This is a genomic window from Synechocystis sp. FACHB-383, from assembly GCF_014698605.1.
GTDB classification, from domain to species: domain Bacteria; phylum Cyanobacteriota; class Cyanobacteriia; order Cyanobacteriales; family Microcystaceae; genus Synechocystis; species Synechocystis salina.
Map to the genome: position 1 here is coordinate 111,473 of NZ_JACJTJ010000040.1, position 15,067 is coordinate 126,539.

Genomic DNA, 15,067 nt, shown 5'->3' on the forward strand with positions numbered 1-15,067 from the left:
ACTGGCCGACATAGGCCACTGTCCTTCCTCCCCAAAGCCAATGAGTGACACCGTCCAACCCATTATCGAATTGCGTGGTGTGAGCCAGAGCTTTGGCCCTAAAGTTATCCTCGACGATGTGGACCTAAAAATTTATCCAGGGGAAGCGGTGGGGGTAATTGGACCATCGGGGACGGGCAAATCAACTATTTTGCGCATTGTGGCCGGCTTGCTCACCCCCGACAGTGGCGAGGTCGTTGTCCATGGCCACCGCCGTCAACGTTCCATTGAAGAAGGGGAAAAAGCTTTAGGGGTGGGTTTAGTGTTTCAGCAGTCGGCCCTGTTTGACTCCCTCACTGTGGCGGAAAATGTTGGTTTCACCCTCTACCGAGATTCAGACCTGCGCCCGAGAGAAATTAGGGCCATTGTGGAAGAGAATTTGGAGTTGGTGGGCCTGCCAGGTATTGGCGATCGATTTCCGGCAGAGTTGTCCGGCGGCATGCGTAAACGGGTCAGTTTGGCCCGGGCGATCGTCATTAATCCTGAACAACATCAGCAATATAAAAACATTTTGCTTTACGATGAACCCACCGCGGGGCTAGACCCAGTGGCATCCACCAGAATCGAGAGTCTAATTCGCCATCTCCTCAGCCAGGATCATGTTTGTTGTTGTTATCTAATTGTTACCCACCAATTCAGCACCATTGAACACACCACAGACCGGATTATCTTTCTTTACGATGGCAAAATTCAGTGGGATGGTTCTACAGCGGACGCCTACCAATCTGATCATCCTTTATTGAAGCAATTTTTCTCCGGTAGCATCGACGGTCCGATTAGTTGATTATTGTTTTAATTAAGTTGTGATTTGAGCTTAATGTAGTTAAATTCAAATCAGTTTTGAGGGAGGTTTGATGAATTTTAAATTAATACCCTAAAAGTCCATTGATTTGCCCTTGATTTTATCAGTTTTATGCCATCGCCATCAGTCCAATTTAGCCTTGATGAACGCCATCCCCACCATATTGCTGAGGTAATTGAAACCAGCACCACCGGTTTTTTAGCCCAATGTTTGGAACCGGAGGAATTAACCTTTCCTATCATGCCCGCCTTTGGTAGCTGGGTGAAAGCCACAGATGAAGATTCGGGCAATACCATTTTTGCGGTGGTTAGTTACGCCACCACCATGCCCATCGACTCCATTCATCGAGCCAGGGCCCTTGGTCTTTCCTTGGGGGAACTGCGGGAACAACAGCCCCAAATTTTTGCCATGTTGACCACAGAATTTCAAGCGGCGATCGTGGGTTTTCAGAGTCAAGAGACCGGCCCTAATGGCCGTGGCCCCCGTCCCGGTAGGATATTTCACTATTTACCGCCCCGCCCGCCCCAAATTCACCAGGCAGTGTTCCAGTGCGATCGCCAAGAAGTGATACAGTTTACCGATTCTCCAGATTTTCTACGTATTCTTTTGCAAATTACCGATGCCCCCGTTGATGCCCTGATTGCGGCTGCTCTGAGGGAAATTTATCTACTCCGCCAAGGCGATCGGGCCTGGCTAGTAAGCGTTGGCCGTCACCTCAGTTTGCTCCTCAAAGATGACTACGATCGCCTGCGCCATATCCTTGGTCAAGTCCATTTTTAAGGACGGCGGTGGTTCCATTGCAGAGTAGCGGCATCAAACAATTATGCGAATTTTATCTAATGTCAATCTGACGGGACTATTAATAGTCCTCCTTGCCGCCATTTTCTTTTGTTTTCATAACGTCATTGTCCGAATTTTATATTCCCAGCAAAATATTTTAGGTATTTGGCAAGTGGGTGGTTTTGTCACTCCGACCCTGAGCCATTCTTTTCTCCTTCTATTGCTGAGAATGCTTTGGGTAGTACCGCTCATGGCCCTGATTTCCCAACGTCTCTATGGCAATACCTGGCGGGAAATTAATCAACTGAAACAGGCTTCCCATCGCTCAATAATTTGGGAGGCCCTGGGCTGTGGATTTTTAATGTTTCTCTACCTAGTTTTGCTCTACATTTCCATCAGCTACATTCCCACCGGCATCGCCATCACCCTATTTTTTACTTACCCGATCTTTACAGCGTTATTGGCGTGGCGACTATTCAACGATGTGCCCAGTTTATTGCGCTGGCTAGTGATTGGTTTAACGTTAATAGGCACATTTTTAACCATTCCCTATGGCTACGGTGGGGAGCAACAAACATTGGCCATAGGCATCGGCACTGGCATTGCTTCCGGCATTGTCTATGCTGGCTATACGGTATTTGCCCAAAGGAGCTTTCAACGACTCCATCCAGTCCCCTTTACCTGGATCAGTTTTGCCACCACCCTGATTCTTTCCATACTGTGCTTAATCATTTGGCATCCCAACGAAGGTAATTTACCCTGGTTAGCCATTGCCATTGGCTCCCTGTTGTCGGCTTTATTCACCTTAGCGGGCCATGTTCTGAATAACTGGGGCATCCATTTAATCGGTGCCAGTCGAGCGGCCATTATTGGGGCAACTAATCCGGCTTTAACGGTGGTGCTGGCGGGATTGGCTATTCAAGAAAGCCTCACCAATATCCAAATTCTAGGGGTGTGTCTCGTTACTTTCAGCATTGCTTTACTTAATTACGAAAAAATTAGTCCTAGTACGGAGAAAAATGCCTTAAAATAGCCACAAAAAAGAGCAGGAGACGCTACTCCCGCCCTGATTTTTCCTAGTGTTATTTCTGTTGAATGGCCCAAACTAGAATCAAAGTTTAAACCCCAAAGGATTTACCACAACCACAGGTTTGATTGGCGTTAGGATTGGTAAACTGGAAGCCTCCACCGATGAGAGCATTGCTGTAGTCCAGCATCAAGCCATAGAGATATAGCAAACTTTTCCGGTCGCAGATAATCTGAAAACCTTCATAGTCAAACACTTCATCATGTTCCGTTGCCCGGTTTGGTTCTTCAAAATCCATCATGTAGGACATGCCAGAACAACCCCCTTGGCGTACCCCCACCCGTAAACAAAGATCTTTGCCCTGTTGTTCTTTCAGGGCCAGGAGGTGTTTGAGGGCCGCATCGGAAAGTTGAATGCCTTTGGCTTGGGTGGCGGTGGCTTGGCTCATGATAATGCGTTACTCCTATGGAAAATTTAGGGGAAAATTAAAAGAAATTGAAAATCTAAAGTTACAAGATGCCGTCGGAAAAATTTGCAGTGCCCGTAGGAATTCCCAACGCTAAAGCTTTGGTAATATCGGTTACTTTGGCTTAGTTTATCGAGTCGGAACTGCTTTTCAGCCATTGCCGAGTCAGGAGAATTCCATTGGCTATGCCTGGGGCACAGTGGCTAACCTAGATTGGCAGCGGGACAAAGAAAATTTAGTCTTGCTAATTTTGGCAAAAATACACAAACAGTTTCCTTTCCATCTTAGCGAGAACGGGGGAGGCTGTCTGTGGTAATTCCCCTATGGCAACAATTGAGTTCCGCCCAGGGCCTTTCTTCAACCTTACACCAATGGCCATGGGGATTCTGAATCTCGGTCCTTCCGGTTCAACGGGGCACTGCGGTTTGTTCCACAATGGCGGTGATCACATCATCAATGCCAATGCCATCAAGCTGGGCTTCCGGTCGTAGGATTAAACGGTGACGTAATAGGGGTGGGGCAACGGTTTTGAGATTATCCGGTAATAAGTATTCCTGCCCATTTAGCCAAGCATCGGCCTTGGCGGCTTGCAACCAACGGAGGGAGGCCCTAGGGGAAGCTCCAATCAAAACATCGGGGTGATAGCGGGTTTTTTCCACCAGGGCCAAGAGGTAATCCAAAAGTTTTTCATCCACTGTAATATCCTCCACCAATCGCCGGCTGGCCAAAATTTCTTCTACGGTAGCAATGGTGGTTAACTGCTCCAGGTCTTGCCGTTGGGCATGGAAACCCCGCTGGAAATTGACCAACATTTGTTTCGCTGCGGCCTGGGGGGGATAGTCCACCACTAGCTTAAATAAAAAGCGGTCTAGTTGGGCTTCCGGTAGGGGATAGGTACCTTCAAATTCCAAGGGGTTTTGGGTGGCCACTACCCAGAATAGAGCTGGTAGCGCATGGGTCTGGCCATCGAGGGTCACTTGTTGCTCTTCCATCGCTTCCAACAGAGCAGACTGAGTTTTGGGAGGAGTGCGGTTGATTTCATCCGCTAGCAAAATTTCGGTAAACACTGGGCCCTGTTTGAGGCTAAAGGCCTGCTGGTTGAAGTCAAACACGTTTACCCCCACCATGTCGGACGGCAACATATCCGGGGTTAGTTGTACCCGCCTAAATTGGGATTGGATCGATTGGGCTAGGAGTTTTACCAACAGAGTTTTGCCCGTACCCGGCACCCCTTCTATGATCACATGGCCCCCGGCCAACAGAGCCACCAGTAATTCCTGGATGAGATGGGGTTGGCCCACCAAAAATGTTTCCAAATGGCCACGGAGTTCGTTAAACAGGGGACGGGTCATAGGGTTTGGTCAAGGGAAGGAAAATCGAGCAATTGATGGCAATGGCAGTTTTAGCAGAGTTGATTGGCAAAAGCCCTAAAAACACCGAAATAAACGCAAAACATTAACTCAATCAGCCCCCATAATGGGCAGTTACTCCACCCCACTAGGTTTGAGACCATTGCCCAATGGATTTTAACTAGAGGGAGGTAGTTGGGCTTGCAGTTGTTGCCATTGTTTTAACCATACCCGTAAGTCACTCTCATTTTTGGGCAATTTGTCTGGGTGGCTAAGGTTGGTTAGTAAGGCCGCAGTAGCTTCACTTTCCTTGGCCTTGGGCAAATTGCCTAATCGCCTCTGTAGGGAGGGACTTTCCGCCTGGAGCAATTGTTGCACCACAAATTGAGGTCGATCGCCTTTTTCCAACACCTGGGCAAGGGCATGGATATAGGCTTGATTATTGTTGCTAGTCAGACTAGGTGGTGCTTGGGGTTGGCCAAAACGTCGGTTCCCAAAAATGACTAGGAGAATCACAGCCACTAGGGATTGCAGAAAAACTAGCATTAGGGGCGTGTTTTGCAGATAGGCCCACACCGATGCCACCCCTTCCTTCTGGAGGGTTTCCGTATCCTTATAGCCGTGTAAATATTCATCCACCCAGAGGGGATGATTACCTTCCGTCAGTAAAGATTGGAGCAGGGCAAAGTTGCCTGGGTCATCCTGAAAAGCATTGGCCGCCAAAAAGGGCGGTACCACCCAGATAATTTCTCCCTTGCCTTGCCGTTGCCGCCAAATGAGGGTGCCGTATTCGTCCGCTAATATTTTCCCTTCCTTTTGGGGCGATCGCCTTCTGCCCTGAATGCGTACCGGGCCCTGGTCACTAACTACGGTTTGATTAAAGGGAGCTTCGGTCAATTCGGCCCATCGTCCTAGGTAAACCAAACGATTACCACTGGCTACCCACTCCCGCTCCTGGGGGGTGACATTACCGCCATCTCCATAGGGCGCAATGTTAGTGATCGGTCGGGGGTCAATTCTTAGTAAAGTTACCGGGGTTGGTAAATTGGTGAGTTCGTCCCCCGGTTTACGCCACCGCTCTACGGGGTTTCCCCTTTGTTCCATCCATTGCCACCAAGCGCCATAGCCCCCCGGATTAGTACTATAGGTGGACCCCTGCAGATGGTCTGCCCGCCCGGTTCCTGCCCACAGTAATGCCCCCACCGCCACCACGGCGATCGCCAGCAGAATAATCAAATTACGACGGGATTTAAATAACATTGGCAACGGCGGACCAAGACCCACAGATCAGAACATCAGAGAACAAAACCTAGTTGGTGACCACAAAACGGTGGCCGAGGGAATTATCCACCATAGCTGGCAAAAAAATGTGGAAATTACTACCTTGTCCGGGGCGACTGTGGACAGTGATTTTGCCACCCCACCGTTCCACTAGGCGATGGACAATGGTCAAACCCAACCCCGCCCCCTGTGTTCCCGAGGAAGTATTTTGCCCCCGGAAAAAACATTCAAATAAATGGGGGATGTCCGCTCTGGCAATGCCACAACCACTATCATTCACCACAATTTCCACCTGAAATTCCTGGTGATAGGCTTTAATTTGCACTCTTCCCACAGAGTCAGTGAATTGCAGGGCATTTTCTAATAATCTTTGCAGTATGGCTTGCAAATCCGCCCGAGAACAGGCCACTGGAGGACAGTTTTCCACCACAGTAGAGTTCAAGGTAATTGATTTTTCTGCAGCGATGGGTTGGTAAATACCGATTACCCCCATAATGCAATCGGCAATTGACACTGATTCCGGGGAGGGGGCAGTGGCATCAATTTCCAACAACGCCTGTAAACCAGTGATCAAATCAGTTTGGCGATCACAATTTTGTCTAATTAAGTCTAAATATCGCTGGCGGGCTTCCTTTTTGTGTTGAAAAGATTCCAACAATTGCAGTGCTGTTTTGGTATTGGTGAGGGGAATACCCAATTCCCGAATCAAATTAACCACAAAGGAGTTGGCGATCGCCGTATAATTCGGCTGCTTATTATCATTACTCGTAATTTTTTTGAGCGGTGGTCCCATCCCCTGCACCAGTTGATTAACCAAATCCAAATCAGCGCTGGAGGGCAGCTTCTCCGGTGCGAACAAATCCACTGGCAAATCGTCCGCCACCACCAATAATTGTTTTAATTGATTTAAATAATGCCCAATCACCTGTGGAGAAAAGCTTTGTAAAATATTGACTACCTTGGGGTTTTCCGGGGATTCATTCAGCAAAATTAAGAGGCTAATTTCGGCGCTGAGAAAACAGAAAAAACTTTCCCCCTGCCAATGGGTATCAACTTCCAAAAGCAATGGGCTAATGGTTGTTTTTAGGTCCAACCTCAACCCCGCCACCGGCCCCGGCTCATCCCCATCCCCGGGACGACACCAATATAAATGCTTCAACAACCCTGTTTGACTATAGTCGGCGATCGCCGTTTGCCAGGGAGATTGCCCACTAAACTTAGCCCAAACACTGCACTGAATCTGGTTATCAGCCAAAATCAGACAAATACTCTTAAACCAATTAACCGCCGCCGCCGTTCCCAACGTGTGCAGGGTATGGGGAGCCTGCCCCTGAACCAATCTGAACATGGATGGTGATCACTCCAATTTTTTGTGGCCATGGCCTTGGGAGAACCTAACCTAATTATGGCCACTAGGGGGATTTTTAAACCGATTTTGGGCTTCTTGGAAAGCATTTCGCATCACCGCTTGGATTTTTTGTGGATCTGGTTTCTTGCCCCCCATCAAATCCCCAAAATAAACACAGGCCCCTTCCCCCAAAGACCAGGTGTAGGCCGCTGCCCAGGATGCCGCCACCACGGAACCAAATCCCGGCACAAATTTAATCAGTTCTCGCCCCACTGCCTGGGCCAAAAATCCCCCCGCAATGGCACTGACCACCACCCCTGCCTGGGAAGGGGTCAACACTTGCCCATAGAGTTTACCCAGCAATCCCACCAAGGAAACTTGGAGCGCCGTCAGCACGGGCATCGTCGCAAAGGGGAGGGGTACTGCGGCCAAGGTTGCCGCCATGACAGAAAAAGCCAAAATATACCGGCGGGCCACATCCCGGTAAATGTTGCCCAGTCGCTTGCCCGTTTCCCCATCCAATAGTTGATGCAGGGTTTGGGCTTCGGCCTTGGGGAGTCTCTCCGCCAGGCGATCGCGCAGCGCTGTTAGACCGTAAAACTCAGGGCTATAGCCATCTTCTTCCCTGGTAAAATCCACCATCACCGCTCCGTCAATCCAGGGACCAAAATTTTTGGTAATGGCGGCGAAGGCCCGCTCTATTTCCGGTTGGTCGGGGGGATAGGGGGGATGGTCATCGCTGGGGTGGGGGTAAATTTCATGGAGACAGGTCACCACCAACAGGCAGGGAATTTGGGGATAGGCGGTTTTTAAATCCTCAATAATTTGCCGGAGGGTGTCGGTGGCAAAATCGGTAATTTTGACAGTAAGCAGTAAAATTTTCGCCGCTGGATTAACCTCCTGCGGGTCGGCTAGCTCTGTCTTGAGCTCTTCAATTAAAGATTGGGTGTCGTGGCCCAAATCCCCCAAACCAACGGTGTCGGTGAAAATTAACAGAGGAAGCTCTGGCGAAGGGTAGGCATAGCGGGCGGTGTTTTGGGTGTGGGGCTGGAAACCTTGGCCGACTATGGCAGCGGAGGCCCCGGTTAATCCCCTTACCAAAGAGCTTTTCCCAGATTGAGGTTTGCCAATAAGCAAGGCTTCCGTGGTGGGTAGTTCCTGACGCAATTGGGCCAAGATGTCGGCAATTTCGGCTTCATCCACCCAAAGGCGGTCTAGGAGCTTTTTTTTCCAATACTCCAGGGGCAGGAGGTTTTGCAGATGCTGACGGGTGTTTTGCCACCATGTATGAATTGGCCAAGTTTGCTCTGGTTGGTCGGACGGAGCTAGGGGGTGATTGGGATGGGTAATAATTTCCTGGTCAATTTTGTCTGGGTTTTTGGCTTCGTTGACCTCGGGCTGGGGAGAATTGGGGGGAAGAACCATGGCCGCTGGGGAAAAATGCTACACAGGATGGGGGAACTGACGGGCCTCGGACAACGGCCAGAATCAGCTACCTAGGTGATCTTGGCAATTTTCTGCGGCGATCGCCAGGGGGATTGCCGTCCTTGCTGGGGGTCTAGACAAAAAACAAAAAACTAAGAATCGGTTGCGACAGCGTGATATGATCGCTTCTGGCTTAGGGTAGGTGGTCCTTGATTACCAAGGAAGACCATTGCCCAAACTCCATTTCTCACCTTGCTAGTAGTCAGAGTGTGACACCGCCAACTCCATCGTCCGAGGGTCAAAATTTCCCCAGTGCCCCTGCCCCGAAGCTTATGGAAGCGGAAACGGTAGTGGATAACGGAATGGCTGACTTTTACCGGTTGCAACGGCAGTTGTTGACCTGGACCCTGGTGGCTACGGCGATAATTTTTGTCTGTGTTGTCTGGGCCTATTCCCTCAATATAGCTTTAAATTATTTGCTCGGAGCACTGGTGGGACTGATATACCTCAAGCTATTGGCAAAAGATGTGGAAAGGATCGGAACCCAGTCTGGGCGGGCTGGGGTGAAAGGTTTAGCAGTTTTTGTTGGGCTGATCATCATCGCCACCCAAAGGGAAAGCCTCGAGGTTTTACCTATTTTTCTGGGATTCCTAACCTATAAAGCTGCGATCATTTTCTATATGCTGCAAAGCGTGTTTACGCCCACAGCGGATTAGATGATGAGAGGTTGAAGAAAGGTCTGGGCTATGGACTAGCTTAGTCCCGGGTAGTATCTCCTAGTTTATGCAAGGGAGCCTTTCCTGGTTGCTAAGGTTTGTTGAGTGCCAACAGCTTTCCTCTTTACCCCGTCAATCTCACCGAATAACAATGTTAGCTGGTTTGAGTGTTTTAAATTTGTTTCCTCTAGCTGCCCTGGAAGTGGGTCAGCAGTGGTATTGGGAAATTGGGAACCTCAAATTACACGGGCAAACATTTGCAACCTCTTGGTTTGTCATTTTATTGCTGGTAATTGCTTCCCTCGCGGCTACGCGAAATGTGCAACGGGTTCCCAGCGGCATCCAAAACCTCATGGAATATGTGCTGGAGTTCCTCCGGGATCTGGCACGGAACCAACTGGGGGAAAAGGAATACCGCCCTTGGCTACCGTTTATCGGCACATTGTTTCTGTTTATTTTTGTATCTAACTGGTCCGGGGCTCTATTACCCTGGAAGCTAATTCACATCCCCGATGGAGCAGAATTGGCGGCCCCCACCAACGATATCAATACAACTGTTGCCCTGGCGTTGCTTACCTCCTTGGCCTACTTCTATGCAGGTCTCAGGAAGAAGGGGTTGGGGTATTTCGCCAACTATGTGCAACCCATTCCCGTTCTTTTACCCATCAAGATTTTAGAAGACTTCACTAAGCCCCTTTCCCTGAGCTTCCGTTTATTTGGTAACATCCTTGCGGACGAGTTGGTGGTGGCAGTGCTTGTACTGCTTGTGCCTTTACTTGTACCTTTACCCCTGATGGCATTGGGTTTATTCACCAGTGCGATCCAGGCCTTGGTGTTTGCCACTTTAGCCGGAGCCTATATCCATGAGGCGATCGAGTCTGAAGGTGAAGAGCATTAGCCCTCCGGTGTAAGATCTCTACGGCCATGGTGGTTTGACCCCTTGCGGTTGACCTGCCCTGCCCGATGCTTGCCTGGGCCCATGCTCCCCCCAGGAGTTGTCCGTTTCCCCAGGTCTATTTTTAATCTGGTGGAAATTTACTCCGAAAATCCTAAACTTTACTGTCGTTTTGTTAGCTAAAAGGAAAAAAATTATGGATTCTACCGTTGCTGCCGCTTCTGTCATTGCCGCTGCCCTTGCTGTTGGTTTAGGGGCGATCGGTCCTGGTATTGGTCAAGGTAATGCTTCTGGCCAAGCCGTGTCCGGTATTGCTCGCCAACCCGAAGCTGAAGGAAAAATTCGGGGTACTTTGCTGTTGACCCTGGCATTCATGGAATCCTTGACAATTTACGGTCTGGTTATCGCCCTCGTATTGTTGTTCGCCAACCCCTTCGCGTAAGGACGGATTCGTAGCCCGAGACGTGAGTTGATCGCGTCTCCTCACCCCGCCAATCCGCTATTCGTTGGGTTTGTGGGGATTATTCCGCTAATCCCTGACCTAGTTTTTGTAAAACAATGTTTGATTTTGATGCCACCCTGCCCCTGATGGCATTGCAGTTCGTGGTTCTCGCGTTCCTGCTCAATGCCATTTTCTACAAGCCGATGAATAAGGTTTTGGATGAACGGGCTGATTACATTCGCACCAATGAAGAGGATGCCCGGGAGCGGTTAGCCAAGGCCAAGGCGATTACCCAGGAGTATGAGCAACAGATTACCGATGCCCGTCGGCAGTCCCAGGCTGTGATCGCTGATGCCCAAGCGGAAGCTAGGCGTTTGGCGGCGGAAAAGATTGCGGAGGCCCAACGGGAATCCCAACGGCAGAAGGAAACGGCGGCGCAGGAAATCGAGGCCCAACGGCAGTCGGCTCTGAGTTCTTTGGAACAGGAGGTGGCTGCCCTGAGTGATCAGATTTTGCACAAATTGTTAGGCCCTGAATTGATTAAATAAGTGCCCTATAGACTTAGTTGCCATTATGCTTAATACCTTGTTCATCCTAGCGGCCGAAGCCCATGCGGCGGGGGAAGGGGGGTTCGGAATCAATTTAGATTTTTTGGAAGCCAACCTCTTTAACCTGGCCATTTTGCTGGGAATTATTATTTACTATGCGCCGAAAACCTTGGGTAAAATCCTTGGCGATCGCCGTCAAAAAATTGCTGATGCCATTGAAGAGGCTGAGACTCGCCAACGCAAATCTGCCCAGATTTTAGCGGAGGAAGAGAAAAAATTGGCCCAAGCTAAGGCTGAGGCCGCCCGCATTGTCCAGGACGCGGGTCAACGGGCAGAGGTGGCTAAACAGGAAATTGCAGCCCAGACGGAAACCGACCTACGCCGGATGCAAGAAACAGCGGCCCAGGATTTGGGTGCCGAGCAGGACCGGGTCATTGCGGAATTAAAGCGCCGCATCGCTGAACAGGCAGTGGCCAAGGCCGAAGCTGACCTGCGCGATCGCCTCAATGAGGATACCCAGGATCGGTTAATCGAACGCAGTATTGCCCAATTGGGAGGTCGTTAATGAAAAGTTCTATGTACAGCAGTAAAATTGCTGAACCCTATGCCCAGGCATTGATGGGACTGGCCCAACAGCAAAACCTAACGGAGGCTTTTGGTGAAGACCTGCGCTCCATTTTGGCTCTACTGAATGAATCTCCGGATTTAGCCGCCGCCCTTTCTAGCCCGGTGGTCAAGGACGAAGATAAAAAATCTGTGCTGCGTTCTGTGATGGGAGAAGGGGGCAATGGCTACCTGATCAACTTCCTGATGTTGTTGGTGGATAAACGCCGGATCATTTTCCTCGAAGCCATTTGCGAGCAATACCTGGTCCTGTTGCGACAGTTCACCAATACAGTGTTAGCCGAAGTGACCTCCGCCCTCAAGCTCACCGATGCCCAAAAGGATCAGGTGAAAGAGAAAGTTAAACAACTTACCGGAGCCCAGTCGGTGGAATTGGTAACCAAAATCGATGGAGATATTCTGGGGGGCATTGTCATCAAAGTCGGTTCCCAGGTGTTCGATTCCAGTTTACGGGGTCAACTCCGCCGGGTTGGTCTAAGTCTCGGGACCGCCCTCTAGCAGTTAGTTTGGTCGCCCAGCGACGCTTTATATTCACTTTTTCAACGGAAAATTAAGACTATGGTAAGCATTAGACCCGACGAGATTAGCAGTATCATCCGCCAGCAAATCGAGTCCTATGATCAGAGTGTGCAGGTGTCCAATGTGGGCACAGTGCTCCAGGTAGGGGATGGTACCGCCCGGATTTATGGTCTGGAACAGGTGATGTCCCAGGAGTTACTGGAGTTTGAAGACGGCACCATTGGTATTGCCCTCAACCTGGAAGAAGATAACGTCGGTGCAGTGTTGATGGGAGATGGCATCAATATTCAAGAAGGCAGTACCGTTAAAACCACCGGCCAGATTGCCCAAATTCCCGTAGGGGATGCCATGGTGGGTCGGGTTGTGGATTCCCTCGGTCGTCCCATCGACGGTAAGGGTCCCATTACTTCCTCTGCTACCCGTTTGTTGGAATCTCCGGCCCCTGGGATTATTGAACGGAAATCCGTTTGTGAGCCCATGCAAACCGGCATTACCGCCATCGACGCCATGATTCCCATTGGTCGGGGTCAGCGGGAATTGATCATTGGGGACCGTAAAACTGGTAAAACGGCGATCGCCATTGACACCATCATTAACCAGAAGTCCGAAGACGTGGTTTGCGTTTACGTGGCGATCGGTCAAAAGGCTTCCACCGTAGCCCAAATCATCGATACCCTGACCGACAAAGGGGCCATGGACTACACCATTGTGGTAGCCGCTAATGCCAACGACCCCGCCACTCTGCAATATTTGGCCCCCTACACCGGTGCCACCTTGGCGGAACACTTCATGTATCAAGGCAAGAGCACCTTGGTAATCTATGACGATTTGACCAAACAAGCCCAGGCTTACCGGCAAATGTCCCTGTTGATGCGTCGTCCCCCCGGTCGGGAAGCTTACCCCGGTGACGTATTCTACATCCACTCCCGTTTGTTGGAGCGGGCCGCTAAATTGAGTGATGCCCTCGGTGGTGGCAGCATGACCGCCCTGCCGGTGATTGAAACCCAAGCCGGGGACGTATCTGCTTATATTCCCACCAACGTAATTTCCATTACCGACGGTCAAATTTTCCTTTCCACCGACCTGTTCAACGCTGGTTTCCGTCCTGCCATTAATGCTGGTATTTCGGTAAGTCGGGTAGGTTCCGCCGCCCAAACCAAAGCCATGAAAAAAGTGGCTGGTAAATTGAAACTGGAATTGGCCCAGTTTGCTGAACTAGAAGCCTTTTCCCAATTTGCTTCTGATTTGGATGCCGCCACCCAAGCCCAATTGGCCCGGGGTCAACGGTTACGCCAACTGCTGAAACAGCCGGAAAATTCTCCATTGTCCGTGTGGGAACAGGTGGCCATCAGCTACGCTGGTTTGAATGGTTACATTGACACCATCCCCGTGGAAAAAGTGACGGAATTTGCCCAGGGTCTGCGGGATTACCTCAAGGCCAACAAAGCCAAGTACGTGGAAATTATCGGTAGCCAAAAAGCTCTTACCGAAGAAGCGGAAACTTTGTTGAAAGAAGGGATTAAAGAATTCACCCAAGGTTTTGCCGCCTAATCAATGCCCAAGTCGGTGAGTTGGGGGGAAGGGTCTGGGCCGAGCTCGACTTTTCCCCACCCCTGATTTTAGGGATCCACATTTAGGCTCCAGAACAATTAAAAAGATAAATTTAACGGGTGTAACGTCCTATGCCTAACCTCAAAGCGATTCGTGACCGGATTCAGTCGGTCAAAAATACCAAAAAAATTACTGAAGCCATGCGCCTAGTGGCGGCCGCCAAAGTACGTCGAGCCCAGGAACAGGTACTTTCCACCAGGCCCTTTGCCGATGCCCTCGCCCAGGTGCTATACAATCTGCAAAATCGTCTTTCCTTTGCAGAAACAGAATTACCCTTATTTGAACAGCGGGAACCTAAAGCGGTGGCCCTCCTGGTGGTCACTGGTGATCGGGGGTTGTGCGGTGGTTATAACGTCAACGCCATTAAGCGAGCAGAGCAACGGGCCAAGGAATTAAAAAGCCAAGGCATTGCAGTCAAACTAGTGTTGGTGGGCAGTAAGGCCAAACAGTATTTCGGCCGGCGGGATTACGCTGTGGCCGCCAGCTACGCCAACTTAGAACAAATTCCCAACGCTTCCGAAGCGGCTCAAATTGCCGATTCTCTGGTGGCTTTGTTTGTTTCCGAGGCAGTGGATCGGGTGGAGTTGATTTACACTCGGTTTGTTTCTTTGATTAGCTCCCAACCTGTGGTCCAAACCCTGTTTCCCCTCTCTCCCCAGGGATTGGAAGCCCCCGATGATGAAATTTTCCGGCTGATTACCAGGGGCGGTAAATTCCAGGTGGAAAGGGAAAAACTAGAATCTCCGGTGGAGAGTTTTCCCCAGGATATGATTTTTGAGCAGGATCCGGTGCAAATTCTCGAGGCTTTGTTGCCTCTTTACAATACCAACCAATTACTGCGGGCTCTGCAGGAATCGGCGGCCAGTGAGTTGGCGGCTCGGATGACGGCCATGAGTAATGCCAGTGACAATGCTGGACAGTTAATTGGCAGTTTGACCCTGTCCTATAACAAGGCTCGTCAGGCGGCCATTACCCAGGAATTGTTGGAGGTGGTAGCTGGGGCTAATTCCCTCTAACCCATTTAGTGATCTTTTTACACGGCTCCTGCCCTTCGGGGTGGGAGTTTTTCTGTTTCAAGGTCTTGGTTTCCCTCTATCGCTTCGGGTCTAACCATATCGAGGTTTAGGGAACAATCCAGTTGCAGCTTACGATAGTTTACCAAGGGCCAGATGTGGTGCCAACATTGGGCGATTTG

General features: G+C 50.1%; 16 protein-coding genes. 11 read left to right on the forward strand and 5 right to left on the reverse strand.

Features of this window, described 5'->3' with window-relative positions; genetic code table 11:
- Nucleotides 1-40 precede the first annotated feature (40 nt).
- The 3 genes from H6G45_RS11570 to H6G45_RS11580 all read left to right on the forward strand — a co-directional run bounded on the left by H6G45_RS11570 (nt 41) and on the right by H6G45_RS11580 (nt 2,654).
- Entirely contained in the window at nt 41-823 is a 783-nt protein-coding gene (locus H6G45_RS11570) for an ABC transporter ATP-binding protein (protein WP_190598583.1), read from the forward strand.
- A gap of 129 nt (nt 824-952) precedes the next feature.
- Entirely contained in the window at nt 953-1,621 is a 669-nt protein-coding gene (locus tag H6G45_RS11575) for an HAS-barrel domain-containing protein (protein ID WP_190598584.1), read from the forward strand.
- Between the two features lie 43 nt (nt 1,622-1,664).
- Entirely contained in the window at nt 1,665-2,654 is a 990-nt protein-coding gene (locus H6G45_RS11580) for a DMT family transporter (protein WP_190598585.1), read from the forward strand.
- 85 nt (nt 2,655-2,739) lie between these two features.
- Here the strand turns inward: H6G45_RS11580 and H6G45_RS11585 are convergent, their stop codons facing one another.
- The 5 genes from H6G45_RS11585 to H6G45_RS11605 form a co-directional block, all read right to left on the reverse strand.
- The gene (locus tag H6G45_RS11585; RefSeq protein ID WP_010871376.1) at nt 2,740-3,096 is read right to left on the reverse strand and encodes an iron-sulfur cluster assembly accessory protein; all 357 of its coding nucleotides are present in this window, start codon (nt 3,094-3,096) and stop codon (nt 2,740-2,742) included.
- Nucleotides 3,097-3,521: 425 nt separating this feature from the next.
- On the reverse strand, nt 3,522-4,466 hold the full coding sequence (locus H6G45_RS11590; protein ID WP_190598586.1) for a MoxR family ATPase: 945 nt from the start codon (nt 4,464-4,466) through the stop codon (nt 3,522-3,524).
- A 174-nt stretch (nt 4,467-4,640) separates the two neighbouring features.
- Nucleotides 4,641-5,723 carry a DUF4350 domain-containing protein gene (locus H6G45_RS11595; protein WP_199309719.1) on the reverse strand — a complete coding sequence of 361 codons (1,083 nt, stop codon included), beginning with the start codon at nt 5,721-5,723 and terminating at the stop codon, nt 4,641-4,643.
- A gap of 49 nt (nt 5,724-5,772) precedes the next feature.
- Nucleotides 5,773-7,092 (reverse strand): HAMP domain-containing sensor histidine kinase, encoded by a 1,320-nt coding sequence (locus tag H6G45_RS11600; protein ID WP_190598588.1) that lies wholly within the window; start codon nt 7,090-7,092, stop codon nt 5,773-5,775.
- Between the two features lie 51 nt (nt 7,093-7,143).
- Nucleotides 7,144-8,517, reverse strand: coding sequence for a GTPase (locus H6G45_RS11605; protein ID WP_190598589.1), 1,374 nt, complete (start codon nt 8,515-8,517; stop codon nt 7,144-7,146).
- 209 nt (nt 8,518-8,726) lie between these two features.
- Here H6G45_RS11605 and H6G45_RS11610 point away from each other — a divergent pair, with 209 nt between their 5' ends.
- The 8 genes from H6G45_RS11610 (at nt 8,727) to H6G45_RS11645 (ending at nt 14,888) form a co-directional block, all read left to right on the forward strand.
- A complete protein-coding gene (locus H6G45_RS11610; RefSeq protein WP_199309720.1) occupies nt 8,727-9,233 on the forward strand; it encodes an ATP synthase subunit I in 507 nt (168 codons plus the stop codon).
- A gap of 67 nt (nt 9,234-9,300) precedes the next feature.
- Complete coding sequence (atpB, locus tag H6G45_RS11615; protein ID WP_199309721.1) at nt 9,301-10,131, forward strand: F0F1 ATP synthase subunit A; 831 nt, start codon at nt 9,301-9,303, stop codon at nt 10,129-10,131.
- A 193-nt stretch (nt 10,132-10,324) separates the two neighbouring features.
- Nucleotides 10,325-10,570: an ATP synthase F0 subunit C gene (atpE, locus tag H6G45_RS11620; protein ID WP_010871369.1), complete on the forward strand. Its 246-nt coding sequence runs from the start codon at nt 10,325-10,327 to the stop codon at nt 10,568-10,570.
- Between the two features lie 116 nt (nt 10,571-10,686).
- The gene (locus tag H6G45_RS11625) at nt 10,687-11,118 is read left to right on the forward strand and encodes a F0F1 ATP synthase subunit B' (RefSeq protein ID WP_190598590.1); all 432 of its coding nucleotides are present in this window, start codon (nt 10,687-10,689) and stop codon (nt 11,116-11,118) included.
- 25 nt (nt 11,119-11,143) lie between these two features.
- Nucleotides 11,144-11,683, forward strand: a complete 540-nt coding sequence (locus H6G45_RS11630; RefSeq protein WP_190598591.1) for a F0F1 ATP synthase subunit B — start codon at nt 11,144-11,146, stop codon at nt 11,681-11,683.
- A complete protein-coding gene (atpH, locus tag H6G45_RS11635) occupies nt 11,683-12,240 on the forward strand; it encodes an ATP synthase F1 subunit delta (protein WP_190598592.1) in 558 nt (185 codons plus the stop codon). The genes H6G45_RS11630 and atpH overlap by 1 nt, the downstream gene beginning before the upstream one ends.
- Nucleotides 12,241-12,300: 60 nt before the next feature.
- A complete protein-coding gene (gene atpA / locus H6G45_RS11640; protein WP_190598593.1) occupies nt 12,301-13,812 on the forward strand; it encodes a F0F1 ATP synthase subunit alpha in 1,512 nt (503 codons plus the stop codon).
- Nucleotides 13,813-13,943: 131 nt separating this feature from the next.
- Entirely contained in the window at nt 13,944-14,888 is a 945-nt protein-coding gene (locus H6G45_RS11645; protein WP_190598594.1) for a F0F1 ATP synthase subunit gamma, read from the forward strand.
- Nucleotides 14,889-15,067: the final 179 nt, after the last annotated feature.

Excerpts from the sequence above, each read along its gene's own strand:
- atpA (WP_190598593.1), top strand. The coding sequence starts at position 12,301 with ATGGTAAGCATTAGACCCGACGAGATTAGCAGTATCATCCGCCAGCAA.
- H6G45_RS11575 (WP_190598584.1), top strand. The coding sequence starts at position 953 with ATGCCATCGCCATCAGTCCAATTTAGCCTTGATGAACGCCATCCCCAC.
- H6G45_RS11600 (WP_190598588.1), bottom strand. The coding sequence starts at position 7,092 with ATGTTCAGATTGGTTCAGGGGCAGGCTCCCCATACCCTGCACACGTTG.
- H6G45_RS11645 (WP_190598594.1), top strand. The coding sequence starts at position 13,944 with ATGCCTAACCTCAAAGCGATTCGTGACCGGATTCAGTCGGTCAAAAAT.
- atpE (WP_010871369.1), top strand. The coding sequence starts at position 10,325 with ATGGATTCTACCGTTGCTGCCGCTTCTGTCATTGCCGCTGCCCTTGCT.
- H6G45_RS11630 (WP_190598591.1), top strand. The coding sequence starts at position 11,144 with ATGCTTAATACCTTGTTCATCCTAGCGGCCGAAGCCCATGCGGCGGGG.
- H6G45_RS11625 (WP_190598590.1), top strand. The coding sequence starts at position 10,687 with ATGTTTGATTTTGATGCCACCCTGCCCCTGATGGCATTGCAGTTCGTG.
- atpB (WP_199309721.1), top strand. The coding sequence starts at position 9,301 with ATGCAAGGGAGCCTTTCCTGGTTGCTAAGGTTTGTTGAGTGCCAACAG.
- H6G45_RS11605 (WP_190598589.1), bottom strand. The coding sequence starts at position 8,517 with ATGGTTCTTCCCCCCAATTCTCCCCAGCCCGAGGTCAACGAAGCCAAA.
- H6G45_RS11590 (WP_190598586.1), bottom strand. The coding sequence starts at position 4,466 with ATGACCCGTCCCCTGTTTAACGAACTCCGTGGCCATTTGGAAACATTT.
- H6G45_RS11570 (WP_190598583.1), top strand. The coding sequence starts at position 41 with ATGAGTGACACCGTCCAACCCATTATCGAATTGCGTGGTGTGAGCCAG.
- atpH (WP_190598592.1), top strand. The coding sequence starts at position 11,683 with ATGAAAAGTTCTATGTACAGCAGTAAAATTGCTGAACCCTATGCCCAG.
- H6G45_RS11580 (WP_190598585.1), top strand. The coding sequence starts at position 1,665 with ATGCGAATTTTATCTAATGTCAATCTGACGGGACTATTAATAGTCCTC.
- H6G45_RS11595 (WP_199309719.1), bottom strand. The coding sequence starts at position 5,723 with ATGTTATTTAAATCCCGTCGTAATTTGATTATTCTGCTGGCGATCGCC.
- H6G45_RS11585 (WP_010871376.1), bottom strand. The coding sequence starts at position 3,096 with ATGAGCCAAGCCACCGCCACCCAAGCCAAAGGCATTCAACTTTCCGAT.